This is a genomic window from Streptomyces sp. NPDC045701, assembly GCF_056432045.1.
Genome location: NZ_JBWKJV010000004.1, coordinates 265,803 through 290,411 on the forward strand (window position 1 = coordinate 265,803; position 24,609 = coordinate 290,411).

The 24,609-nt window shown below is 74.5% G+C and carries 18 protein-coding genes and 2 pseudogenes; 7 read left to right on the plus strand and 13 right to left on the minus strand.

What is annotated here, in order from left to right; translation table 11 throughout:
* Positions 1-222: 222 nt before the first annotated feature.
* The 4 genes from AC07DW_RS07230 to AC07DW_RS07245 all read right to left on the minus strand — a co-directional run bounded on the left by AC07DW_RS07230 (position 223) and on the right by AC07DW_RS07245 (position 5,245).
* On the minus strand, positions 223-1,419 hold the full coding sequence (locus tag AC07DW_RS07230) for a cytochrome P450 (RefSeq protein ID WP_478856612.1): 1,197 nt from the start codon (positions 1,417-1,419) through the stop codon (positions 223-225).
* A 338-nt stretch (positions 1,420-1,757) separates the two neighbouring features.
* Positions 1,758-2,993, minus strand: coding sequence for an epoxide hydrolase family protein (locus AC07DW_RS07235; protein WP_478856613.1), 1,236 nt, complete (start codon positions 2,991-2,993; stop codon positions 1,758-1,760).
* Between the two features lie 447 nt (positions 2,994-3,440).
* On the minus strand, positions 3,441-3,971 hold the full coding sequence (locus AC07DW_RS07240; RefSeq protein WP_478856614.1) for a hypothetical protein: 531 nt from the start codon (positions 3,969-3,971) through the stop codon (positions 3,441-3,443).
* A gap of 266 nt (positions 3,972-4,237) precedes the next feature.
* Positions 4,238-5,245, minus strand: coding sequence for a BtrH N-terminal domain-containing protein (locus AC07DW_RS07245; RefSeq protein ID WP_478856615.1), 1,008 nt, complete (start codon positions 5,243-5,245; stop codon positions 4,238-4,240).
* A gap of 203 nt (positions 5,246-5,448) precedes the next feature.
* Here AC07DW_RS07245 and tpg point away from each other — a divergent pair.
* Positions 5,449-5,720 (plus strand): annotated as a pseudogene (gene tpg, locus AC07DW_RS07250) (telomere-protecting terminal protein Tpg); the annotation flags it as partial.
* A 454-nt stretch (positions 5,721-6,174) separates the two neighbouring features.
* Here the strand turns inward: tpg and AC07DW_RS07255 are convergent.
* A pseudogene (locus tag AC07DW_RS07255) lies at positions 6,175-6,328 on the minus strand (IS701 family transposase); the annotation flags it as partial.
* 166 nt (positions 6,329-6,494) lie between these two features.
* Here AC07DW_RS07255 and AC07DW_RS07260 point away from each other — a divergent pair.
* Together AC07DW_RS07260 and AC07DW_RS07265 are read left to right on the plus strand one after the other, a co-directional pair.
* A complete protein-coding gene (locus AC07DW_RS07260; RefSeq protein ID WP_478856616.1) occupies positions 6,495-6,899 on the plus strand; it encodes a type II toxin-antitoxin system PemK/MazF family toxin in 405 nt (134 codons plus the stop codon).
* 20 nt (positions 6,900-6,919) lie between these two features.
* Positions 6,920-7,078 carry a hypothetical protein gene (locus AC07DW_RS07265; RefSeq protein ID WP_478856617.1) on the plus strand — a complete coding sequence of 53 codons (159 nt, stop codon included), beginning with the start codon at positions 6,920-6,922 and terminating at the stop codon, positions 7,076-7,078.
* Positions 7,079-7,271: 193 nt separating this feature from the next.
* Here the strand turns inward: AC07DW_RS07265 and AC07DW_RS07270 are convergent, their stop codons facing one another.
* Positions 7,272-7,916 carry a class I SAM-dependent methyltransferase gene (locus AC07DW_RS07270; protein ID WP_478856618.1) on the minus strand — a complete coding sequence of 215 codons (645 nt, stop codon included), beginning with the start codon at positions 7,914-7,916 and terminating at the stop codon, positions 7,272-7,274.
* A 284-nt stretch (positions 7,917-8,200) separates the two neighbouring features.
* Between AC07DW_RS07270 and AC07DW_RS07275 the strand changes: the two genes are divergently transcribed.
* The 4 genes from AC07DW_RS07275 (at position 8,201) to AC07DW_RS07290 (ending at position 10,713) form a co-directional block, all read left to right on the plus strand.
* The gene (locus AC07DW_RS07275) at positions 8,201-9,211 is read left to right on the plus strand and encodes a ketopantoate reductase family protein (protein WP_478856619.1); all 1,011 of its coding nucleotides are present in this window, start codon (positions 8,201-8,203) and stop codon (positions 9,209-9,211) included.
* 124 nt (positions 9,212-9,335) lie between these two features.
* Positions 9,336-9,629 (plus strand): ArsR/SmtB family transcription factor, encoded by a 294-nt coding sequence (locus AC07DW_RS07280; protein ID WP_478856620.1) that lies wholly within the window; start codon positions 9,336-9,338, stop codon positions 9,627-9,629.
* Entirely contained in the window at positions 9,626-10,012 is a 387-nt protein-coding gene (locus tag AC07DW_RS07285) for a VOC family protein (protein ID WP_478856621.1), read from the plus strand. Before AC07DW_RS07280 ends, AC07DW_RS07285 begins: the two co-directional genes overlap by 4 nt.
* Positions 10,013-10,455: 443 nt before the next feature.
* On the plus strand, positions 10,456-10,713 hold the full coding sequence (locus AC07DW_RS07290; RefSeq protein WP_478856622.1) for a hypothetical protein: 258 nt from the start codon (positions 10,456-10,458) through the stop codon (positions 10,711-10,713).
* A gap of 200 nt (positions 10,714-10,913) precedes the next feature.
* Here AC07DW_RS07290 and AC07DW_RS07295 read toward each other — a convergent pair whose 3' ends face one another.
* From AC07DW_RS07295 to AC07DW_RS07325, 7 genes are all read right to left on the minus strand, one after another.
* Positions 10,914-11,390 (minus strand): ATP-binding protein, encoded by a 477-nt coding sequence (locus AC07DW_RS07295; RefSeq protein ID WP_478856623.1) that lies wholly within the window; start codon positions 11,388-11,390, stop codon positions 10,914-10,916.
* 189 nt (positions 11,391-11,579) lie between these two features.
* Positions 11,580-14,549 (minus strand): condensation domain-containing protein, encoded by a 2,970-nt coding sequence (locus tag AC07DW_RS07300; protein ID WP_478856624.1) that lies wholly within the window; start codon positions 14,547-14,549, stop codon positions 11,580-11,582.
* A complete protein-coding gene (locus tag AC07DW_RS07305; RefSeq protein ID WP_478856625.1) occupies positions 14,539-16,428 on the minus strand; it encodes an amino acid adenylation domain-containing protein in 1,890 nt (629 codons plus the stop codon). Before AC07DW_RS07305 ends, AC07DW_RS07300 begins: the two co-directional genes overlap by 11 nt.
* 1 nt (position 16,429) lies before the next feature.
* Positions 16,430-18,373 carry a non-ribosomal peptide synthetase gene (locus AC07DW_RS07310; RefSeq protein WP_478856626.1) on the minus strand — a complete coding sequence of 648 codons (1,944 nt, stop codon included), beginning with the start codon at positions 18,371-18,373 and terminating at the stop codon, positions 16,430-16,432.
* Entirely contained in the window at positions 18,373-21,624 is a 3,252-nt protein-coding gene (locus AC07DW_RS07315; protein ID WP_478856627.1) for a non-ribosomal peptide synthetase, read from the minus strand. The genes AC07DW_RS07310 and AC07DW_RS07315 overlap by 1 nt, the downstream gene beginning before the upstream one ends.
* A gap of 160 nt (positions 21,625-21,784) precedes the next feature.
* Entirely contained in the window at positions 21,785-23,095 is a 1,311-nt protein-coding gene (locus AC07DW_RS07320; RefSeq protein WP_478856628.1) for a non-ribosomal peptide synthetase, read from the minus strand.
* A 49-nt stretch (positions 23,096-23,144) separates the two neighbouring features.
* A complete protein-coding gene (locus tag AC07DW_RS07325; protein WP_478856629.1) occupies positions 23,145-24,455 on the minus strand; it encodes an MFS transporter in 1,311 nt (436 codons plus the stop codon).
* Positions 24,456-24,609: the final 154 nt, after the last annotated feature.

Consider the following 24,609-nt stretch of genomic DNA (forward strand, 5'->3'; position numbering starts at 1 on the left):
GGGGCGCGGTTCTCACCGTCCTGCCGTTCGACATGCGATGACGGATCGTTGGGTCGCGCACGTACGGCTCGATTCGGCCAACCCCTGCCCCGCCGTCCTGGAATGCGCGCTTGCGTGCGTCCGGCGGCACGGAAAAAGAGCGAGGACCCGGTCGGCAACGATCTTTCCGCTGTTCGTGGGCGGCCGGGGCCCGGCCCTCACACGGTGACCGCGGCTGCAGCCTCACGGCATGCGGTGACGGTGCCTGTCAGCCGCCGGGAGGCCGGGCACGCCGGGGGCGGCCCGGCCTGTCGCCTGGAGGGTGAGTCGTGCGTACGCGGGGATCAGCACTCCCCGCGCGGGGCGCCGGTCGGTGATCGTCAGGTGGGGGAAGCCGCGCAGCACGTCCACCACCGCCCGGGTCTCCGCCATGGCGAGCGGCATGCCGAGGCAGAAATGCGGCCCCGCTCCGAACCAGAGCCGGCGCAGGTCGGTGGTCTCGGCCGGGTCCCGGTCCGGTGAGAAGGGGCCGTACGCCCCGGTGCACAACAGCGTGGCTATCACCACCCGTTCGCCGGCCTCCACGCGGACGCCGCCGATCCGTCCGGGCCGGGCCGCGCTGCGCAGCATCACCGGAGTCGGGGAGGTCACCCGCAGTGCCTCGTCCACCACGGCGTCGGTGATGGCGTCCGGCCCCCGGCCCGTGTCGTGGGCGAGCGCGACCAGCCGGGGGACGAAGGAGACCAGCGTCTCGGTGCCGGTCAGCAGGAACAGCCCGACCGCCCCTCGCGCCTCGGCTTCATCGAGGCCCAGCGCCCGCAGTCTCCCCGGCACCGTCGACTCGTCGCCGGCCCGCCAGGCCGCCACCGCCGCCTCGCTCAGCCGGACCAACACGGCCCGAGCGCGCTCGGTCTGCCGTCCGCTCAGCGTCGTCCGCCACAGCCGCAGGGACGCCACCACCGCGGCGGCGTCCGTGAAGTCGGGCCCACCGGCGGGGAGTCCGGCCAACTCGCGGATCACCTCCGCGGCCCCGTCCCGGACCACCCGCACCAGGTCCACTCGCTCGCCCGCCGCGAGCCTGCGCCCCAGCCCGTCCAGCGGGGCGCGCAGCACCCGCTCGCAGACGACCGCCACGGCTCCGGGCGTGAACAGCCCCCCGAGCCGCCTGCGCAGCGCGGCGTGCTCGGCGCCGTCCAGGGCGATCAGCACACGTGAGCCGAGCACCGGACCCCACAGGGCGGCCGCCGCGCCCGGCCCCGTCTTGGTGTATCTCTCGGCGTCCGTGAGCACTTCGCGAGCGAGGCGGGGATCGCTCACCACCACCCCGACCCGTGGTACCCGCACCACGGGTCCCCGGGCGGCGACCGCTCGCACCAGGCGGTAGGCCACGGGATGCGCGGCCGTCTGTACCCGTCGCTCCCAGCGCTCCCACTCCTCCATCCGGGCAACCTAGCGCCCTTCATGACCGGAGGCGAACCCCTTCCTGTGTTCCCCGGAGGCACGGCACCCTCGGCGTACGCATGCGAATAGGTGGGAAGCTGCCGGTCCGCCCCTGTGCCCGACCGCGCTTCGCGACCCCCGACCCTGAACGGTGCCCCCGGGCGATGGCCCCGCACCCCTGCTGCGGAGTGCGGGATCGGGCACGCCGGTTGCCGGGCCGCCCTGCCCCATCCCGAACAGGCGGCGACAGCCCGACCCCTGGACCGTCTGAACGGCCGAGCGACCTGAACCCCTTCGCCCCCGCCCTCGCACCCCATCAGCCTCTGACCGCATTGTTGTCAGGGCCGCCGGCTGTGGAAGGTGCGGCGCAGATCACTCACCCAGGCGTCGGGGTTCTCCCAGGGGATGAAGTGGCCTCCGTGGTCGTGCGCGTTGACGTTGACGTGGTTGAACCAGGCGGCCTGCGGGCCGGTCTTGAACGCCCGCACCCGCTCGTCGGCGGTGTGGATGCCGGGCGGGTTCTCGTACGTGACGAAGGTGAGGCCGACCGGGGCCTGCACGACCGGGGTGCGGTCGTGGGCGGGCGCCCACGGGTAGCGGTTGGCGTTGGCGTAGTAGCGCATCGACGTGGCGATGGAGTTGTTCACCCAGTAGATCGTGGCGTGGGTGAGCAGGTCGTCCTTGGTGAAGACGGACTCGACGTCGCCGCCGTTGTCGCTCCAGGCGTTCCACCGCTCCAGCAGCCAGGCGAGCAGTCCGGCGGGTGAGTCGCTCAGCCCGTGGGCCAGAGTGGCGCCGTCGAGCATGTGCACGGCGAGGTGGGGGGCCCAGCGGTGGTCCAGCTCGACGACGCGGGCCCGGACGTCGGCGGGCTGGTCGTCGGAGAGGGGCCGATTCCGCGCGAAGTCCCAGGCCCGGGGGCCGTTGAAGAAGTCGAGCGGCAGCCCCGACCCGATGTGGATGCCGTACAGCTGGTCGGCGTACTTGTGGCCGAGCTGGCTGGAGACGATCCCGCCGATGTCGCAGCCCGCGGCGGCGTACTTCGCGTACCCCAGGGTCTTGGTCATCAGGGTGTGCCAGAGGTCGGCCACCTTCCAGAAGTTGACGTCCGGAAAGCCGGTGAGCGGGCCGGGAAAGCCGAATCCGGGCAGGGACGGCACGATGACGTCGAACGCGTCGGCGGGGTCGCCGCCGAAGGCGGCCGGGTCGGCGAGCGGGTCGATCACCTTCGACCAGTGCCAGAACGTCCATGGCCAGCCGTGGGTGAGGATCAACGGGATCGGACCGGGGCCGCGGCCGGGTTTGCGCATGAAGTGCACCGGGACACCGGCGACGTTCACCCGGTAGTGCTCGTGGACGTTGATGGCCGCCTCGGCCTTGCGCCAGTCGTAACCGTCCCGCCAATAGGCGATCAGCTCACGCAGGTAGCTGTCCGGGACGCCGTAGGACCAGTCCTCATTGCCCTCGTCCAGAGGGGGACGGGTCGATGTGAGGCGGGCGCGCAGGTCGTCGAGGGCCTCGTCGGACACATGGATCGAGGTGGGCTCCAGGGGAAAGGCGTGCTGGGTGGTCATGCCGTGATTCCTTACCGGGATACGGGGTTACGGTGCCGTCGGCCTGTCGCACGATTGGGAGCCCAGCCGGGCAACCGCGAGGAGTGCGGGCACCGGCGCGCCGGAGTGCCGGTGATGCGCTTCCGACCGGTCGGCCGGGCGGTCGGACGACCGGGACGCGGGATGACCGATGGGCTCCTTCTTCCGTCACTCGCCCATCTTGGCACCGGCGGGCGAGACCCGCGCCGCGGTTCGGGGCGTCGGACCGGCTCGCTCGCCCCGCTGGTGGGCCGCGGTGAGCGAGGAGGACGAAGCAGAGGGAGTCTTCGCCCGGAACCGACGCGTCCACGTGACTTCGTACGCTCGGCCGCGCCGGCCGGCATGGACTGCCCCTGCGCGGGCACTCCACGGCATACCGCGGGCACCGCGCTCCCGGTGACGGCGAGCCCGCGGCCCCCGCCCGGACCCTCAGCCGTGCGTGGGCCCGAGGGAGAAGGTGGCGCCCAGCACCTGGGTGTAGACCCGTTGGGCCGAGCGGTAGGTGAACCGGCAGCCCGCCGCCCGGCCGGCGGCGGACGCCGACCGGGGCTCGGCGCGCACCATGTACCAGACGGTGCTGCGCTCACCGGGCTCGACACGCACCGGCGCCTTCGCGCGGTCCTCCCTCATCACGGGCGTGGTGGCGAAGGTCTCGTCGTACGCCCCCAACCCCACGGACTCGCCGCGCCAGTCGACCGCCCGGACCTCTCCGGTCCGCCAGCCTGCCGGCGCGTCCACCAGTTCCGCTCCCAGCACCTCGACGGGCGTGGAGGAACGATTGGTCAGCGCCGGGCAGTTGAACCAGTAGGCCTTGCCGGCCACGAAGGTCTCGAAACCCAGGCTGTACGCCGACTCGGCGCCACCCTCCAGCGCCCTGCCTCCGGCCGTGGCACCGGACGCCGCGCTGCCCGCCCCCAACAGCAGGACCACGGCCCCTGCCGTGAACAGCCGACCCTTCACACCTGCCCTCATCACGCCCCCCGCTCTGTGATCGTTTCCGGCATCGCACCACATCGATGGCCGCGCGGCGAGGGCACTTGAGCGAATCCAGAGCTTGGCACGCGGGCTCGGCACTTGACCCGGGACCGTTCCGAGGGAGGAGCCGGTGGGCTGCTGCCGTTCACCATCCCGCTTGCTGTGGCCCTCGACTCCACGTCGTCAACCGCGTGGTTCGTCCCTGGTAACGGCCACCGGGAGACCGGGCTCCGGATCGCCGGAGGTACCGGCTAGATCTGACGTGGGGACTCACGGCCCAGACGGCTGAGCACCCCCATGGCCTCGTGCTCCACACGGGAGAGATCGGCGAGGAGCGAGCCGGCCTGGACGAGGTGCTGCGCATCACCCGATTCACCAGCCGTCCTGATCAGTCGCGCCACTTCCGTCCACAGGGTGGCGGCCTCGGCGTACAGCGCGTGGCCGGTGCGTAGGTGGCTGCTGTCGAGCACATCGGTGCATTCGGCGAGGAAGTCGCGGTAGAGGTTGCGGAACAGGGCGCCACCGGTACCGGCCTTCTCCATCAGAAGGGCGGCCTGCGGCAGGTCTCGCTGCGGGTCGTCGGTGCGCTGAAGCCAGGTGCGTACCAGCCTGCCGGCCTTCTCGATGCCGCGATGGCCGAGGTTGGCGATGGGCGGGTCGAGGAAGGCGCCGGCACAGGCGGTGATGGCCGGGATGATCCGTTCTCGCGGGGAGGGAAGTTCTCCCGGAACGGTGAGGGCGAAGGACCGGTGCTTGGCGGTCATCGGGCCGCGCGCGGCCCTGGCCCGGGCGAGGCTGTCCAGGCTGGTGGAGACCGCTCCGCCTTGCTGGTCGGTGTCCACCAGGTAGGCGTTGTGCTCGTCGTAGCCGTACATGGCGACGATGTGGCCGCCGAAATGGACCTTGGAGCTGAAATAGTCCAGGTAGTAGCTGTCGAGCTGAAGTCCGACGGGGCGGCCGGTGTCGATGAGGGCCGCTGCCTGGCCCCAAGCTCTGCGCGGGGAGGCGGTCTCCTGGATCAGGAGCTCCAGCCCGAGGCGGGCGGCCAGATTCCTGGTGAGGTCGAAGGTTTTGACCCGTCCCCCGAGGAAGGGAAAGCCCATGTTCTTGCCGTCCCAGTAGACGAAGGACAGACCGGCCCCGAGGCCGAACAGCATGGGCTCGGTCAGGTCGAGTCCTTGGTGCCGCAACAGCACCCCCAATGCTGTCGTTTCGCAGTGCTGCGCGCCGCGGGTATCGATGTCGATCACGATGGACATATCGAGCACTCCTGGATGAAGGCGATCGGTCGGGTCGTCGATGCTTCCTGCGAGGCTCCTGCCGGTCCGGGGAGACCTGCCGCGCACTACGGATCCTTACAGGCGCAGCCACGCTCGCGGATGGGCGGCGGCGGGCGAGTGGTGGCTACACATGAAGGACGGCACCGTCACCGACGTCGACAACGGAGAGTAGGAGGGCCACAATGACCCCGTTCGGGGACGGCCTGGAGGCCGCGGTGCACCAGGCGCTCACACGCCCGGTGCCGAAGTCGGCCGGCGCCCAGATGCGGTACCTGGTCAAGCGCTCAAGAGCACCAAGGCGGTCGCCCAGATGCTGCGCATCTCCCAGCGCACCGTCGAGCGATACGTGAAGGACCAGATCGAAAAGCCCCGCCCCGACCTCGCGGCGCGCCTGGTACGCCGCCCGCCTCTTCGACGTGCAGAAGGCCGGCGCCACCGACCAGCAGTTACAGGAAGCGCATCGACCAGCTGCTCGCCGCCGCTGCGCCGGGCACCGTGCACGATCCGGACACCGACAACGTCGTCCGGGCCGAGCTTGCCGCCGAGGCCGCGACCGCCGCTTAACGGGAGGCCGCCGTACGCGAGGCGCCGCGGATCGCCGCCCGCGCCGACGAGCTCCAGGCGCTGCGCGAGCTGGGCACGCTGGAGCAGACCGAACCCCGCAAGGCGACGAAGCCGGCCGTGACTGGTGGCGCACCCGCGCCCTGGCCACGCACCACGGGCACTACGCCGACCCGGCCGCATGCGAGGCCGCCGCCGACCTCCTGCCGCGTCGGTCCTCGCGCGCGCCGCGCTGCTGTCCGGGCTCGCTCGTGTGGTCCCGGCCGCCGCGCCCAGCGAGCTGGCGGTCGCGTCCCGGCTCGCCGCCGTCGACCCAGAGGCCACCGCCGACCTTGCCGCGCTCCTCACAGCAGGTGTTGCATGCCGTGCGGGGTCCTGTCCCCGGCCCACTCGGCGATGGTCCAGCAGTTCTCGCGCGGCAGGTTTGACAGCATGCCGGACCAACTTCCGGGCTCGGCGCCGGGGTTCGACCCGCGTGAACCGTCCCGCTATCCGGCTCATCAGGCCCTCGAACGCCTTCTGCCAGTGGGTAGGGTCTACGCTGTGACCTGCGGCCACCGCGTGATCTTCAGTCTTCACACACCGATGATCAACGGTGGCCGCAACCGTCTCCACAGCGCGTCAGGCTCGCGCAGTGTCGGTCCGCCGTCCTGTGTCTGGAGGACTTGTGCAACGTGGCGAAGTCTGGTGGGTCCAGTTCGACGAGCGGAGGTTGGTCGTACTGCTGTCGGGAGACGACGCGGCCGGGATCCGGGTGATGCAGGTCGTCGCTCCGGCGGGCGTCGACATCAGCGGTCTGGGCATCGAAGTGATGGTGGGCGCCGGTGAAGGAGTGCCGTTCGAAGGCGTGCTGCGGCTCGCGTTCCCGCGTCCGGGCTTCACCCCTTGCACGTGGCTGACCACTGTGTCACGGGACGACCTGATAGAGCGGGCGGCCGTCCTGTCCTCGGCGAAGCTCAGCGAGATTGACGATGCCCTCCGACTCGCTGAACAAGCGCAGGAGCAGACCCCGGCGACGACCGCGAAGCTCAGCGAGATGAGGGACGCCCTCCGTCTCGGTGAACTCGGGTAGAGGGAGAAGGAGCCGACGGCGTGGGCGGTCAGAAGACCGACAGCCAGGCCGCCCGCCGGCGTGAGGGCTCACGCGGCGGACGGCCACCAGCCTTCGACGGAGAGCGGTACAAGAAGCGCAACGCCGTCGAGCGCGCCATCGACGGGCTCAGACAGCACCGGGCAGTGGCTACCCGGTAGGACAAGCGCCACTACCTCTACCTCGGCACCGCGACCGTGGCAGCCCTCACCATCCGGCTCCGGACATGAGCGGCCGGACGAGTCCTGGTCGGTGCCGGTCGCCCGGCGGTCCTCGCGGCCGGGATGCCGGTGGCCGGGGACGTGGTGCGCAAGGCGCTCCGGAGGGCCTGAACGGGTGGACCCGGCGAGGGGCTCACGCGGGGCGCCGGGCGTGGACGTACAGGTGGGGCTCGGGCTCCGCCTCCGGGTCCTGCGGGCGGTAGAGCGCGGTGTGGTGGTGGACGATGTCCAGCCCGGCCTCCCGGAGCACCCGCAACTGGTCCTCGGTGGCCAGGCTGCTGACGGTGACCCGGTGGCCCATCCACACGATGTCCAGGCCCCTGATGTCACCGGGCACGGTGGCCATGGTGAACGCCCCGCCGGGAGCCACCCACGAAGCCATCCTCGCCAGCGACCGCTCCACCTCGGGCTGGTCCATCATCAGCAGCGGGAAGAAGGCGCACACCGCGTCGTACCCGTCCTCCGGCGCCCGGTAGGTGCGCACGTCGGCCTGTACGAACGACGCGCCCGGCACCCGCTCCCGGGCCAGCCGGACCATCTCGGCCGACACGTCGATCCCGGTGACCGCGTGCCCCGCCCGGGCCAGCGTCTCGGCGGCGGGCCGACCGGTGCCGCTGCCCACGTCCAGGACGCGCGCGCCGGGCGGCAGGCAGCCGGTGAGCCAGTCCAGGGCCGCGAGTTGACCCGGTACGCCGGCGAAAACCTCCTCGTAGCGAGCGCCCACCGCGTCGAAGACGCCGGCGGCGGACACCCTTCCGGACCCTGGTGCCTGGCTCACTCTTCCTCCTACGTGTCGCCCGGGGCGGGGCCCCGACGGTATCCCCGGGTGACGCCGCCGGGCCAGAGCCCCGCCCGGACCGCCGCCGGGCAACCCCGCCGTGCGGCGGCGCCGGGGAGGTGTGCGGCGGCGAGGAGCCGGACGGGACACGGCCGTGGGAGTGGCCCGGGGCGGCGGAACCGCGGCCGGACCGGCACGGCGCGCTCGCGGTTCGTTCCCGTTGCCGCGCGGTGGTCGGACACCTGCTGCGCCTCCGTCGCCGGGCGGTGTGCGAGGCTCACCCCATGCGGTACATCATCATCGGTGCGGGCGCGGTCGGCGCCACCGTCGGCGGGCGCCTCGCCCGGGCCGGCAAGGAGGTCGTCCTGGTCGCGCGGGGCGCACACGCGGAAGCCCTGCGAGCGGACGGCCTGCGGCTCACCACCGCGGACGGCACCCACGTCCACCGGCTTCCGGTGGCGACCGGACCGGCCGACCTGGGGCCGTTGCGGCGGGACGACGTGCTGCTGCTCACCGTGAAGACCCAGCACACCATCGAGGCCCTCGACGCGTGGGGCGACGCGGAGGTGGCGGGCGGCGGCACGGCGGCCCAGCGGCTCGGGGTGTTCTGCCTGCAGAACGGCGTGGAGAGCGAACGGCTCGCGCTGCGGCGGTTCGCCCGGGTGTACGGGGTGTGCGTCTGGCTGCCCTCGACGTTCCTGCGGCCGGGTGTCGTGTCGGCCCTGTGCGCGCCGCTGACCGGCATCCTGCACGTGGGGCCGGCGACCGGTGGCGGCGACCCGCTGGCCGGGCGGGTGGCCGCCGACCTGAACTCCGCCGGCTTCGAGGCCCCGGTCGTCGACGACGTCATGCGCTGGAAGTACGCGAAGCTGCTCGGCAACCTGGGCAACGCCATCCAGGCCACGACCGGCCCCGAGCCCCACCCGGCGAAGGCGGCGCTGCTGCGGCGGGCTGTCCAGGAGGGCGAGGCGGCCTTCGCGGCGGCGGGCATCGCGTACGCCTCGCGGGAGGAGCAGGCGGAGGCCCGGGACGGCAAGGTGGAGCAGCCACCCGGTGTCCGGGGCGGCTCGTCCTGGCAGAGCCTGGCGCGGGGCACCGGCTCGATCGAGGCCGACTACCTGAACGGGGAGGTCTCGCTGCTCGGGCGGCTGCACGGCGTACCGACCCCGGTGAACGACGTCCTGCGCCACGCCGCGAACATCTTCGCCCGCAAGGGCCTGCCGCCGGGCGCGATGTCCGTCGAGGACCTCACCGCCCTCGCCGACGAGGCGGCGGCGCGCGTCCCGGCCCCCTGACGCACCGGGCGCCGGGCAGGGGGCGGCCGGCGGGTGACGGCACGCCTTGATGGACCCGACTCCATGGCGTCCGACGTGAGGAGCCGACTTGATAGGCAAGTGAGTACTTGCCTATGGTGGGGTCATGGCGGAGGATGTCTTCAAGGCGCTCGCCGACCCCACCCGCCGGCGCATCCTCGACGAGCTGGTGGAACGGGACGGCCAGACCCTGTTCGAGATATGCGCGCGGCTGGTGACCAAACACGGTCTGGGGCTGTCGCGCCAGGCGATCAGCCAGCACCTGGCCGTACTGGAGTCCGCGGGCCTGGTCACGACGCGCCGCCAGGGCCGCTACAAGTTCCACGACGTGAACACCGAACCCCTTGAGCGCATCGTGACGCGATGGCTCAGGCCCGACGCACCGGAGAGCACCCCATGAGGATCCACCTGTCCAGTGTCTTCGTCGACGACCAGGCCAAGGCCCTGCGCTTCTACACCGAGGTGCTGGGCTTCGTGAAGAAGCACGACGTCCCGTTGGGCGACGACCGCTGGCTGACCGTGGTCTCGCCGGAGGACCCGGACGGGACCGAACTGCTGCTGGAGCCCTCCGGCCACCCCGCCGTACCGCCGTACAAGACGGCCCTGGTCGAGGACGGCATCCCGGCCACGTCCTTCGCGGTCGACGACGTGCGTGCCGAGTACGACCGCCTGCGGGCCCTCGGGGTGCGCTTCACGCAGGATCCCCTGGAAATGGGCCCCATCACCACCGCGGTGCTGGACGACACCTGCGGCAACCTGATCCAGATCGTGCACAGCGAGTAGGACACCCAATCAGGACGGATGACCCCCGCCGGCCTCCGTCGCCCGGCATGCGCCGCACCCGCCCCCGCGGGACGCCCCGTTCCGCGTCGCGTTCGGTCAGAGGGGACGACGTCCGGCGACGCGGCAGCGGATCCGGACGTGGCCGCGACACTGCTCCGGCCGCCGCTCGAGGGGCAGGACACCCGAGTCACCCGGGAGACGGCGAAGGCCCTGCTGGAGCGGGACGACGAGCCGGGCCCGCGGCTGGTGCCGCCGCGCTCGCGCGGGCGGACGACGACACGGGCGACCACCGGCACGCCGCGATCACCGACGTCCGGCGAGGGGACGGCACGGCTGGATGGGCCACCGGCGGTGCTCACGACGGCGGCGTTGTCAGACCCGTCTCGTAGCGTCGTGGGGGAGGGCTTGGAGAGGCCGGGCCCCGGAACGCTCGGGAGCGGGTCATGGGTGACATACGAGTGGACAGGCGGCACCTGGACCGGTTGCTCGCCGACAGCGCGGGCACGTACGGCGCTCCCTACCAGCGGACCTTCGCCGAGCTGGCCGGCACGCACCGCGGCCGTCCCGTCGCGGAGATCCTGCCGCTGCTGCGCCGGGCCGCCGACCGGGCGCTGCTGGAGTTCACCCACGCCGATCTGCGCGAACAAGCCACAGCGATCAGCACCGGCGCACCCTACGTGCTGCGTGTCACCGTCACCTGACCGGCACGCCACCCGCCGGACACGACGGCGGGACGTACCGCGGTCGGCTCGGGGTTCGACCGCGATACGTCCCGTGCACCGGACAGGAGGAGGGAACCGCCCAGTAGTGCGGCACCTGCCCGGCCCGGCGGCCGGCACACTGCGCCGACCGGGTGATCATCAGGATGCCGCCACGGACCGACCCGTTCACCGGGGAGGGGTCACGCGGTGCGGCCGGCGATGTGGCCGCCCGGGTCGTCAGCGAGCGCGATCGCGGCTCTGGTCCGCTTCCCGACCGGCTGGCGCTCGATGGTGAAGCTCTGGCAGACGGCCATGACGATCTCCATGCCGTGCTGTCCGATCCGGCTCGCGTCGGCGGCCCTGGGGAAGGGGAGCTCGGGGGCGCTGTCCCACACCGTCACCACGACCTGTCCGCCACTGACCTCCAGGTCCAGGAGGCAGGGCCCGGGCGCGTACTTGCAGACGTTGGTGACCAGCTCGCTGACCACCAGCTGGACCATGCCCATGGCCCGCTCGGACACCGGCAGGCCGTGTACGGCCTGGAGCCGGGTCAGGAAGTCTCGCGCGAGGTCCCGCGCCAGGCCGATACAGGAGGAATCCCCCTCGTACACGGCCGAGACCGCCGCCGGGTGACCACCGGCGGGCAGCCTCTCCGCCTCGTCGTGCGCATCCACCATTCGGTACCCCCGTGCGTTCATGAGGCGCGGATACCCGCGAATTCACGGGACATACCTCGAACGGCCGGGCTTTGGATGACAGCGTTTCACGCTGGTTTGTGGCATATCAGGGTGGTTCGGCGGCAGTACCTGGTGGTTCGGCACCCTGACGGACGAGCGCCGAACCACCGGGGCGGGCCGCCGCCACCGTCAGGTACCGGAGGTTCCGGTCATCTCCGCCAGCACGGCGCGCCAGCTCTCGCCCGGCTGCTCCCGCAGGGACGCGGCCAGACGGTCGGCGCGGTAGCGCCAGTGGTGGTCCAGGTCCGGGTGGACCTCGCCCGATTCACGGATCGCCCCGACGACACCGTCCCGGACCCCGGCGTCGTCCGGGTGCAGCAGCTCGGCCAGGCGCGTCGTGAGGTCCCGCCAGGAGACGTGGCCGCCCACGGCGTTCGCGACCCCGTGCACGGGCGCGTCCAGGCACGCCGTGACGGCGCGTGCCAGCGCCGACGCGTGCACCCACGGCGCGCCGTACCAGGCGTGGCCCCGGGCGCCCGGCCTCGGCAGGGTGACCGGCCGGCCCTCCCGCACGGCCTGGTAGAGCAGCCCCGTCGCACCCCAGCGCAACTGGTCGCGCAGCCGGTCGTGCGGGCCCCACACCAGCGGGGAGCGTACGGCGCTGGCGCCGCCCCGGCCCCCGGTGCCGGCCGCGTCCAGCAGCAGCCGCTCGCAGTCCAGCTTCGCGCGGCCGTAGGGGCTCAGCGGCTGCTGTGACGGGGACTCCTCCTCCACCAGGTCGCCGGCGGGGTGCCCGTAGGCGTCGACGCTGCTGACGAACACGAAGGGACCGCGCGCCCAGCCGCCGACCATCGCCTCCATGGCCGCCACGTCCACCTCCGGGCGGGTGAAGGTGCACGCCGCGTGGATCACCGCGTCGGCGCGCGCCACCGCCGCGGCCAGGCCCTCCGGGTCGGCGAGGTCGCCCTCGACGACGTCCACCCCGTCCCCGGCCACCAGGTGCGCGGACTCCGGCCGGGCGAGGGCCAGCACGGGACGCCCACGCGCGGCGAGTTCCCGCAGCACGAACGCCCCCACCCCGCCGGTGCCACCGGTCACCAGGACCGTCCCCTCCCGCGCGCCCCGGGAGCGCGCCCGGCGAGTGGGCACCGCCGTGGCGGCGGCACGCTCCTCCGCGCGCCCGTCCAGCAGGGCGACGACCGCCCGGGGCGTACGGGCCTGCATCACGTCCAGGCCGGTCAGCGGCAACCGCAGCGCACCGCGCAGTCGTTCCGCGAGCCGTACGGCGGCCAGCGAGTGGCCGCCCAGCACGAAGAAGTCGTCGTCCGGTTCCGGCGCCGGGCACCCCAGCACCGCGGCGAACGCCTCGGTCACCGCCTCGGCGTGGTGTCCCGCCAGGGACGGCAGCCCCGGCAGCCGTGCCACGTCGGGCGCCCCCTGGGCCGTACGGGGCACCGCGTCGAGCGGGGTCACGGTCACCGGCACCAGCCCCGCGGGCAGCGACGTCCGCAGGGCGGACCGCAGTTCCGCGCGTGAGGGCCCGCCGATGCCGCACATCACGGCGTAGGCCAGCAGGGGCCCGCCGGCGGGCTCGACGACGACCGCGTCGGCGACCTGCGGGTGTGCCCGCAGCAGCGCCTCCGCCGGGTGCCCGCCCGCGTGGTCGGCCCCGCGGCCCCCCGCGGCCCCGGCCGGCCGGGCCGGGGCCGCCGCAGGCGCCGTCGCGGGCAGCCGGGACAGCCGCAGCCCGGGATCGGCGGCGACCGCGGTGAGCAGCGCGGCGAAGCCGCCGGCCAGCGCCTCGGCAGCAGGCTCGTCCAGCGCGGCGCGGCCGTACTGGACGAGAGCGGCGGGACTGCCGGTGTCGAGCAGGCCCAGCGACAGGTCGAACTTGGCCGTGCCGACACCGACGTCGACGTACTCGCCCTCCGTGCCAGGCAGGCGCAGCACCGTGGGCTCCGCCATGACGTCGGCGGTCACCCGCACCAGGGCCGCCCCGTCCGTGTCGCGGGCGGCGGCACCGAGGCGCTCCACCACGAGGTCGAACGGCACGTCACGGTGGCTCTGGGCCTCCAGCAGGGCGTCCCGCACCCGCTCCACCAGGACGGTGAAGGCCGGGTCCCCGGACGTGTCCACCCGGACCGGCAGGGTGTTGACGCACAGGCCGACCAGCTCGCGCATGTCCGCACCCCTGCGGTGCGTGCCCGCGACACCGATGAGCAGGTCGTCCTCGCCGGTGAGGCGGTGCAGGGCCGCGAAGGCCGCGGCCAGGGCCACGGTGAACAGCGTGGCCCGGTGCGACGCGCCGAGGTCCCGCAAGGCCGCCGGCACGCGCGGGCCGAGCGGCAGCGTGAGGGCGCGGGCGGGCCGGGTGTCCAGGTCGGCGGGCGGCCGTGCCGGGCGGGGCAGGGCCGGCGCCGCGGCTCCCGCCAGGCGGGCGGTCCAGTGGCGCAGCCCCTCCTCCCACCGGCCGGCCGCCTCCTGCTCCCGGCGGGCGAAGTCCGCGTACCGGAGCGGCGCGGTGGACGGCTCCGGATCCGTCCCGCCGCCGAGGGCGGCCGTGTAGAGCCGGGCGAGGTCACCGGCGACGATCTCCAGGGAGGCGCCGTCGACGGTGATGTGGTGGAAGGTCAGCAGGACCGTGTGGTCCTCCGCGCCGTGCCGCAGCACCAGCAGCCGGGGCAGGGGACCGGCGGACAGGTCGAACGGCCGGCGTGCCTCCTCGGCCAGCAGCCCGTGTGCGCCGTCCGCGTCCGCCTCCACCACCCGCGCCTCGATCGCGTCGGGCTCCGGGAGGGTTTCCTGGAAGGGTTCGCCGTCCCGCTGCCCGTACCGCGTCCGCAGGATCTCGTGACGGCGTACGAGGGCGGTCAGCGCGGTGCCCAGCGCGTCGACGTCCAGCGGGCCGCGCAGCCGGGTGGCGAAGGGCACGCTGTAGGAAGCACCGCCGTGGCCGAGCCGGTCCATGAGCCACATGCGGCGCTGGGCGTGGGACAGCGGGGCAGGGCCCCGGCTCCGGTGGGCCTCCACGGCGGGCACGGAGGCGGAGGGTGCGGAGGCGGAGGGTGCGGCTGAACGGCCCCCACCACGGGCACGTGCCCGGCGCAGCAGCTCCTCCTGGAGGGCCGCGGTCGCGGTGGTCGGGGTGTCAGCGGCCATCGGGGTCCTCCTGGGCGGTCGGGCGCAGATCGCTGTGGGCGGCGAGCAGGGCGTGCTCGACCAGGGCGGCCTGCCCGGCCACGGTGGGGGCGGCGAAGAAGTCGGCGAGCGGCACGTCGACCCCGAGCTCCTCGCGCAGGTCGTCGGTGACGACGAGGGCGAGCAGGGAGTGCCCGCCCAGGGCGAGGAAGTCGGCGTCGGGCCGGGTCACCTCACGGCCCAGTGAGCGGCTCCATATGTCGGCGACCGCCTGTTGCAGCGGCGTCAGCGGCCCGGCCGGGGCACCGGTGGCGTCCCCGGTCCCGAGGTCGGCGAGGGCGCGGCGGTCGACCTTCCCCGACGGCGTCAGCGGCAGCCGGTCGACCATCGTCACCTCGTCCGGGACCAGGTGGGCGGGCAGGGTCGCCGCGAGGCGGTCGCGCAGGACACCGGGCCGGGGCACGGGGCCGGGCGCCGCCACGACGAACGCGACGAGCCGGGCGTCGTCGGGAGCGGGCCGCCGCACGGTGACGGTCGCGTCCTCCACGTCCGGCTGCCCGCGCAGGGCGTGCTCGACCTCCCCCGGCTCGATGCGGAAGCCGCGCACCTTCACCTGGTCGTCGGTCCGGCCGTGGAAGTCGAGAACGCCGTCCGGACGTACGGAGACGACGTCACCGGTGCGGTACAGACGGCCCAGGTCCGGGTGGTCGACGAAGCGCTCGGCGGTCAGCCCGGGGAGGCCGGCGTAGCCGAGTGCCAGCCGGCCGCCCCCGATCCACAGCTCGCCCCGCCCGCCGTCCGCGACGGGCCGCATGGAGCCGTCCAGGACGTGCGCGGTCGCGCCCGCGATGGGCCGGCCGATCGGCACGGGGCCGTCGCAGTCCGCGTCGGTGACCCGGTGCGCGGTGGCGAACGTGGTCGTCTCGGTGGGGCCGTAGCCATTGACCAGCTCCAGCCAGGGGAACGCGCGCAGCACTCCCCTCGCGTGCTCCGCCGACAGCGCCTCCCCGCCCACCACGACGGTGCGGAGCAGGGAGAACACCCGTGAACGGCGGGCGGCGAGCTGGTGGAAGAGAGCGGTGGTGAAGAACGCGACGGTCGCGCCGTGCCGTTCCGCGTGCCGCGCCAGGTCCTCGAACGAGGGCCGCTCGGCGGTGCAGACCACCACCGCCGCGCCGTTGGCGAGGGCCCCCCACACCTCGAACGTCGAGGCGTCGAAGGTCATGGGGGAGTGGAACAGCACCCGGTCCCGGGGTGTGAGGGTGACGTACGCCGGCTCCGCCAGCAGCTCGGCTACGGCCCGATGCGGTACGCGGACGCCCTTGGGACGCCCGGTCGAGCCGGAGGTGAACATGATGAACGCCACCGCGTCGGCCCCGACGCGGGGGGCGGCCGCCGGGGAGCCGGACAGCGGCTCCTCCGCCGGGAGGGCGAGGGCGGGGCCGGTGAGGGCCACCGATTCGAGGAGCTTGCCGTCGCCGACGGTCAGCGTGACCCCGGCGTCGGCCGCCATCGCCTCGGAACGGGGCCGGGGGTGCGCCGGGTCCAGCGGTACGCAGGTGGCGCCGGCCCACCAGAGGGCCAGCTGCGCGACGACGGTGCGCGCGGAGCGCGGCATGAGCAGCGCCACGCGGTCGCCCGGCCGGACCCCGTGCTCGTGCAGATGGGCGGCGAGGGCACGGGCCCAGGTGACGAGCCGGTCGTAGGTGAGGGTGGTGTCACCGTCGGCCACGGCCAGCGCGTGCGGGGTCCGTTCGGCGTGCCACGCCACCAGGGCGGGCAGCCCGGCCGCGAACGGCGGCCGGGGACCGGCGGGGGCGGCCTGGTCGGGCGGGATGGGCACGGTCTCTTCCTCCATGGCGGCCGGGGTGGTGTCGGTGCGCGGGACGAGGGCGGTCATCTCAGGCTCCCGTTCCCCCTGCCGCCCCACGGCGGCGGTCTACGAGGGCGGCGACAGCCCGGAGGTCCGGCTGACGCAGGAGCTCCGGCGCACGCAGACGTACGCCGCTCTCCCGCTCGATGACGGTCAGCAGCCGGGCGGCGACGATAGACGTACCGCCGGCCCGCGTGAAGTTGTCCGAGAGCACGGTCGCGGGCCGCGCGAGGAGGTCGCGCACCGCGTCGAGCACGATCCGCTCACCGGGCGTGGAGGGGGCGGAATTCCCGGCGTCCTCGGTGCCGCCCCCGGTACCGGCCGCCCGCACGGCGCCGCCCGCGTCCGGGGCGGACGCCTCCCGCGTCAGCGCGGCCCGGTCCACCTTGCCGTTGGCGTCCAGCGGGAAGGAACCGACGATCCGCACCTCGGAGGGCACGGCCTGCTCGGGCAGCCAGGCCCGTACCGCCGTCAGCAGCGCTTCGGCGGAGGTCGCGGCACCCGGCGCGAGCCGTACGTACGCCACGAGGCGCGTCCCGCCGCCGGGCGCGCGGGGCGCGGTGACGACGGCACCCAGCACGGCGGGGTCCTTCTCCAGCGCGGCCTCGACCTCCGCCGGCTCGATCCGGACGCCGCTGATCTTCACCTGGTCGTCGAGACGGCCGAGGAACTCCAGCAGGCCGTCCCGCCGCATCCGGACCCGGTCGCCGGTGCGGTACAGCCGGTCCACCCCCGGCAGGGCGAGGCCGGGCGGGGGCGCGGTGAAACGGGCGGCGGTCAGTTCCGGGTCCAGGTATCCGATGGCCAGCGAACGGCCGCCGACACGGAGTTCGCCCTCCTCGCCCCGCGCCACGGGGCGGCCGTCGGCGCCGGTGACGACGACGGTCACGCCCGGTACGGGGACGCCGATCGGCGGCGCGCCGGGGCCCTCCGCCCCGGCGTCCGCGGCCCGCATGGCGTGGGTGGTGGTGACGACGGTGGCCTCGGCCGGGCCGTAGGCGTTGTGGACCGTCGCGGTCACGTCGGCGCCCGGGCGGCGGCGCATCCGGTCGCCGCCGACGACGAGGTGGCGCAGGACCAGGTCCCCCGGCCAGGGCCGCTCCAGCAGCGGTTCGACCATGGGCGTGGCGGCGACCCCCACGGTCACGGCCGCCTCGCGCCACCAGGAGACGAGGAGCCCGGTGTCCCAGCGGACCTCGTCGGGCGCGGGGACGAGGGCCGCGCCGGACGTCAGACCGGCCCACAGCTCCAGCAGGTGCGGGTCGAACGCCACCCCGATGAGCAGGGACTGCCGGTCGCCGGGCGCCAGCCCGGTCTCGGACCGGTACCAGTCCAGCAGCGAGCCGAGGGCCGGCTCGCCGACGACGACCGCCTTGGGCCGGCCCGTGGAGCCGGACGTCAGCACGGCGTAGAACGCTTCGCGAGGGGCGCGGAGCGCCGCCCCGGCACGCGGCGGGGCGAAGGCCGCCACCACCGTCCCGGCAGCGTTGGCACCTTCGCCCGGCAGGGTGACACCGATGTGCTCGCCCTCCCGGTGCCGGGCGGGCAGCACAGCGGGGTCACCGATCAGACAGGCGACGTCCAGGTCCTCCGTGACGGCCTCGACGCGGCGTTCACCGGGGCGCGGCCCCAGCGGCAGGTACACCGCTCCCATCCGGGCGAGCGCCACGGCGGTCACGACCAGCGCGGCGGAGCGGTCCAGGCAGACCCCGACCAGGTCGCCCGCCCCCACCCGGTCGCGCAGGGCGGCCACGACCTCGTCGGCGGCGGCGTCGATCTGCCGGTACGTCCAGGTGTGACCGCCGTCGCTCACCGCGGGCGCCTGCGGGGTGCGGCGTACCCAGGTCTCGAACAGGGCGAGCACCCCGGCCGTGGCGGCGTCGCCGGTCCCGGCGCCGTGGGCGACGCTGAGCGGTTGGTCGTCCGGAGCGGCGGGGGGCGTCTCGGGCAGGGTGGTGGTCGGCTGGTTCATCACGACTCCGTCGAAGAGGCGGTGGCGGTGGCGGCGGTGGAAGAGGCGGTGGCGGCGAGGGCCCCGGCCTGGTCGGCGAGTACCGGGTTGCGGAAGAAGAGCCGCATCGGCGGCCGGTGCCCGAGCCGGGGCTCCAGCCAGGCCGCCAACCGCGCGGCGAGCAGCGAGTGGCCGCCCGCCTGGAAGAAGTCGGTGGCCCCGTCGAACCGGTCGTGGCCCAGGACTTCGCGCCAGCCGTCGCTGAGCAGTCCGGTCATCGGGTCGGCCGGCGTCGTGGCGACGCGCCCCTCACGGCGCGGCACGGCTCCGTCGCCCGCGCCGGCCGGCGGGCGGACGGCGCCCGGCAGCCCTTCGTCGCCCGGCGGCAGCGCCGCGCCGGCCCGGCCGAGCCCTGCCGCCCGCGCGGCGAGTGCCGTCCGGTCGGGCTTGCCGCCCGCGAGGGTGGGCATCGCGTCCAGGCGCACCCACCGCCCCGGTACGAGGGCGGCCGGGAGCCGCCGGCCGAGCTCGGCGCGCAGCCCCCGCTCGTCCCACGCGTCCCGCTCGTCGGGGCACTCCAGGAATCCGACCAGCCGGGGTCCTCCGCCGGCCTCGCGGTCCAGGACCACGGCACAGGACCGGCCGCCGAGCGCGGCGGAAGCGGCGGCCTCGATCTCCTCCAGCTCGATGCGGTGGCCGCGCAGCTTCACCTGGTTGTCGCGGCGGCCGAGGAAGTACAGCAGCCCGTCCAGGCCGCGGTAGCCCAGGTCCCCGGTCAGGTACACCCGTTCCCCGCCGAGCGCGTCCGGCCGTACGAACCGGGCGGCCGTCGCCTCCGGGTTGCCGGCGTACCCCTCCGCGAGTCCGGCCCCGGCGATCGCGAGCTCGCCCACCGCTCCGTCGGGCAGGGGCCGGCGGTGCTCGTCCAGGACGTACACCCGCTCGCCGGGCAGCTCGGTGCCGAGCGGGACCTCCGCCCCGTCGGCCGCCACCGCGTCGGCGGTGACGCGGTGGACGGTGGAGCTGATGGCCGCCTCGGTGACGCCGTAGGCGTTGAACACGGCGGCGTCGGTGTCCGCCAGGAAGTCGCGCAGTACGTCGGCCGGGAGCCGTTCCCCACCGAGCACGACCACCCGGGGCGTCCAGCCGCCGTCCCGCAGGGCGGGCCGCAACTCCTCCCGCGTGGCGAGGAAGTAGCTCGTCGGCAGGTTGACCACGCTGACGCGCGCCCGGACCAGCAGGTCGGCCAGTTCGGCGCCGGTGGGCACCTCGTGCTCCGGGACGACCAGGCACGCCCCCGCGTACAGCGACGGCAGCACCTCCTCCAGCGCCACGTCGAACGACGGCTGGGCGAACAGCAGGACCCGGTCGCCGTGGCGCAGCCCGAACCGGTCGGTCACCCCGGTCAGATGGGCCTCCAGCGCCGCACGCCCGACCGCGACGGGCTTGGGCGTACCGGTCGACCCGGAGGTGTGGATGATGTACGCGGCGCCCGGGACCGCGGCGGCGGCGTGCGCCTTCGGCAGTTCCGGAGCGTCCACCGCGGCGGCCGGCAGCCCATCGGGGACGGTGACGGGGTGCGCGGCCGAGGTGAGGACGAGGGCCGGGCCGAGGCGGCCGAGCAGCAGGTCCAGCCGGGCGGGCGGGTCCGAGGGGGAGAGCGGGCAGTGGACCGCCCCGGTACGGAGGCAGGCGAGCAGCGCGACGACGGCGTCGGCGCCGCGCGGCAGGACGGCGGCCACCGGCTGGCCGGCGGTCACCCCGGCGGCCGTGAGGCGTTCGGCGAGGGCGGTGACGCGGGCGTCGAGCTCGCCGTAGGTGAGGCGCCGGGCGCCGGTGAGCAGCGCCGGGAGGGACGCGTCGTGAGCGGTGAGCGCGCCGAGCGGGTCCGGCGGCCCCGGGGCGGGGGCGGCGGGGGAGGGCGTGGGGTCGGTGGCGGCGGGGGCCAGGTCGGCCAGGGCGGTGTCAGGGGCGTCGAGGTAGGCCCGCAGGAGGTCCAGGAACCGGGTGGCGAGGACCCGTACGACCTCCTCGGGGAACATGTCGGCGTCGTGGTCCCAGACCAGGATCATGCCGGCGGCGCCGTGCCGCGGGCCGACACCGCGACGGTCGTCGGGGAGCAGCACGACGTCCAGGTCGAACCTGGTGGTTCCGGTGTTGAAGCCCTCGAACAGGGTGACGTCCAGGCCGGGAACGTCGATCTCGGGCAGCTCGGCGTCATGGGCGCTGAACATCACGTCGAAGAGCGGGTTGTCGGCCCCCGACGTGTGGAGGCCCAGTGCCCGGGTCAGCTCCTGCACCGGCACGTCCTGGTGCGGCAGGGCCCGGATGAGGACGTCGGTCACCTCGTCCATGGTCTCCTCGGCCGGGGCGGCCGGGTCGAGTCGCAGCGGGAGCGGGATGGTGTTCACGAACATGCCGACGGTCCGCTCGTGGCCGCGCGGCCGGTTGCCGACGGCGGTGCCGACGACCAGCTCCGAGCGGCCGCTGTGCCGGCGCAGCAGTTCGGCGAAGAGCCCGAGGAGGGTGGAGAACGGGGTGAGGCCGCGCCGGCGTGTGTGTGCGCGCAGGCGTTCCGCCAGGTCCGCGCCGATCGTCTGCCGCAGCTGGCCGCCGTGGTGGCGGCGCCGGGCACCGGGCCGGGACAGGCCCGGCAGCGGCAGGTCGTAGGAGCGGCCGCGCAGTTCGGCGGTCCAGAACTCCAGCCCCGCACGCCGCGCCGCGTCCTGCCCGCCGTGTGCCTGCGCGTCGACGTGGTCGGCGTAGGAAGGTGCAGGCGGCAGCGTGACCGGCTCGCCCAGGACGTGACTCCGGTAGACGGAGAACACGTCGTCGAGCAGGATCGCGAACGAGTGGCCGTCGTGGATGAGGTGGTGCTCGACGTGGACGAGCCGGTGGTGGTCGTCGGCGAGCCGCACCAGGGTCCACCGGAGCAGGGGCGCCTCGTACGTGTCGAGCGGGGTCTCCGCCTCCGTACGCAGCAGCTGCTGGAAGGCGGCCTCGGGGTCCGTCGCCGTGGTCAGGTCGACCGTGCGCAGCCGGGGCTCGCAGCGGTCGGTGACCCGCTGGCCCGGCATCGCCCCGGTGACGGCGACCAGCTCCAGGCGGAGGCCGGCGTGGCGGTCGAGCGTGGCGGCCAGGCCGTGGCGGAGGGCGTCGCGGTCCAGCGGGCCCCACAGGTCGAGCGCCGCGGTGAAGTTGTAGGCACGGCTGCCGGGCTGCACTTCTTCGTGCAGCCAGACGATCTCCTGCGAGGAGGAGAGCGGAAGCATGGGCGATCCCTGGGGTTGTCGGGTCGGATGGGGTGCGCCGGGCGGGGCCGTGCCCGGGCGGGTGCGGTGGCCGGCCGCGGGTCGCGCGGACCGGCCGGGCCGTCGGGAGTGCCGATCGGACGCGGAGGACATACGGAAGGGGGTGCGGGGGTACGGAAGGTCAGCCGGCGGCCGGCGCCGTCCGGGCCGTCGTCCGCAGCGCGTCGGCGAGTGCGCCGAAGGCGGCACGGGCGGTGTCGTCGTCCAGCACCGCGCGGTCCCACACCATGCGCAGGTGCAGGTCGCGTCCCTGGGTCACGGAGACGGCGAAGGGGCCGCGCACGGGTCTGCCGTCGACGTGGACCTCCCGCCCCTCGACACCGGCCAGGCGGAGCGGGGGCCGCTGCCGGGCGTCGTCGACGGTCAGCAGCCCGTCCAGGCGGCCGGACCAGCCGGAACCGGCCTCCCGGGCCGCGTGCACGACGGCGTCGAAGGGGACGTCGGCCCGGTCCAGGTCGTCCCACCAGGCATCGGCGGTCACGTCCGTGCCGGACGGGGCCGGCCCGGTGGCGGCCGGGAAGACCACCGTGTTGAGGAAGCAGCCGAGCACTCGTTCCGCGCCGGGCGGACGGCCGCCCCACGGGTAGCCGAGCGGTACCACGTGTCCGGGGCCGTACAAGGAGCGCACCGCTGCCCGGCAGGCGTCGAGCAGGTCCGGGAACGGCACACCCCCGGTGGCGGCGGGCGGGCGCAGGAGCACGGAAGCGGAACCGCTCGGCGCCGTCCCGGGGGCCGGGGCGCCCGCCCGGGGCGCGGGGGCCCGGTCGCGCACCGCCCGGAGCCGGTCGCCCCAGTACGCCAGCGCCTCGGGTGAGGCCGCCCGTTCCTCGGCGTCGAGCTGGAGCAGCACGGCCTCGCGGTAGGCGGCCAGTTCGCCGGCGATGTCCGAGGGGGCCGGGGGCTCCGCGCGGGGGCCCTCGGCGTACGCGGCGCCGAGCTCCTCGACGAGCCGGGCGAGCGACCGGCCGTCGCACACGGCGTGGTCGAGGACGACCGCGAGCACCTCGCCCTCCCGCTCGTCGGTCCCGGCGTCGGTGAGGAACAGCCGCAGCGGCGGACCGTCGGGGGTCCACGCGTCCAGGGCCCGCCGCAGGGCCGTCCCCGCGTCCTCGTCCGGCGCCCCGGGCACGCGTACGACGGGTATCTGCGGCTCCGCCACGCGGAGCACCGGTGTGCCGCGCACCACGTCCGGCCGGCCGCGCAGCACCGGGTGCAGTGCCGCGAGGCGCCGCGCCGCGGCGGTGAGGCGTACGGGGTCCACCGTGCCGCGCGGGAAGGCGAAGAACATCGGCACGAGGTCCGGCCGCCCGGCGGGGTCGAGGGCCCGCACCAGGATGAAGCGGCGTTGGGCCCCGGTGACGGGCAGCGTGGTCCCGGTGTCGGTGGCGAGTCCCCGGTAGCGAGCCAGGTACTGGCCCGAGATGCTGAGCACGTGATCCTCTCTGTCGTTGGCTGGGACGGCAGGGCCGGACAAGCCGGAGTCAGTCGAGCGGGGCCGCCGGGGACGGTCCTCCGGTGGCGTCGGTGGTCCTGGCGGGGGAGGGCGGCCCGGCGGGCAGGTCCCGCATCCCGCGCAGCGGGGAGAGCAGCAGCGGCAGCGGTACGGCGAGGAAGCCGGCCGCGCAGTACAGCAGCGCGGTGCCGGCGCCGAAGCCGTCGGCGAGCGCCCCGCCGGCCAGCGCCCCGAGCGGGAGCGTGCCCCACATCAGGAACCGGAGCGTGGCGTTCATCCGGCCCAGCAGGCCGGGCGGGCACAGGGCTTGCCGGAAGCTCACCTGCGCGACGTTGTAGACCACCGCACCGAAGAAGACGACGCCCGAGCCGAGCGCGAACACCACGGCGCCCCCCACCCGTTCCGACAGCGGCCACAGCAGCGCGAACGGCCCCGTCACCAGTGCGGAGAGGAGAATGATCCTGGCCTGGCCCAGCCGTGCGGCGAGCCCGCCCGCGGCCAGTGCGCCCACGAGTCCGCCGACGGCCGCCGCCGACAGCACGAGGCCGACCGCCCCCGGCCGCAGGTCCAGGACGCGTACCAGGTACACGGTCTGGGTGGCCATCAGCAGCGCGGTGAAGAAGTTGCCGAGGGCGGTGGAGGCGGCGATCACCCGCAGCAGCGGCTGACCCAGCACGAAGCGCAGCCCCTCTCCGATGTCCGCCCGCAACGACGCGCCGGGAACGGTCTCCGGCCGGGGCTCCTGGCGTTCGATGCCCCGCAGCAGGAGGGCGGAGAGGAGGTATCCGACGGCGTCGACGGTGACGGCGAGAGGGGCGCCCAGGAGCTGGACCAGGCCGCCGCCGAGCCCCGGCCCGGTCACCTGCGCCGTCGAACGGACGGCCTCCAGCGCCCCGTTGCCCTTGACCAGCATGTCCTTGGGCAGCAGCTGGGGCAGGAAACTCTGGTGGGCCACGTCGAAGAAGACGGTGGCGACGCCGGTGACCAGCGCGACGGCGTACAACTGCGCCATCGTCAGGACGCCGGCCACGGCCGCTGCCGGGACGCTCGCCATGGCCGCGGCCCGTACGACATCGGCCCTGATCATCAGCGGCAGTTTGCGCATGCGGTCGGTCCAGGCCCCGGCGGGCAGCCCGATCAAGAGGAACGCGGCGGTCTCGGCGGCGGTGAGCATCCCCACCTGCCAGGCGGAGGCATCGAGTTGGAGTACCGCCACGAGAGGGAGAGCGACCAGGGTGACATGGGCGCCGAGCTGTCCGGCCGCCGCTCCGGCGAGCAGCAGTCGGAAGTCGCGCATGCGCAGAGGGCCGCTGGCCACGGCTCGGGTTGTGACGGACATGTGAACGACCTTCACTGAATCGTCGATCAGTAGTCAAAAGCCGGTAGGCAGTTTCGGTCGTTTCTTGCGGTAGTCCGGTGTTGTATCAGGAAAATTTTCAACAGTTCGGGGTGGCTGCCGGATGAATCGCCGGGGTGAGGGCTCCGGCCGGGGC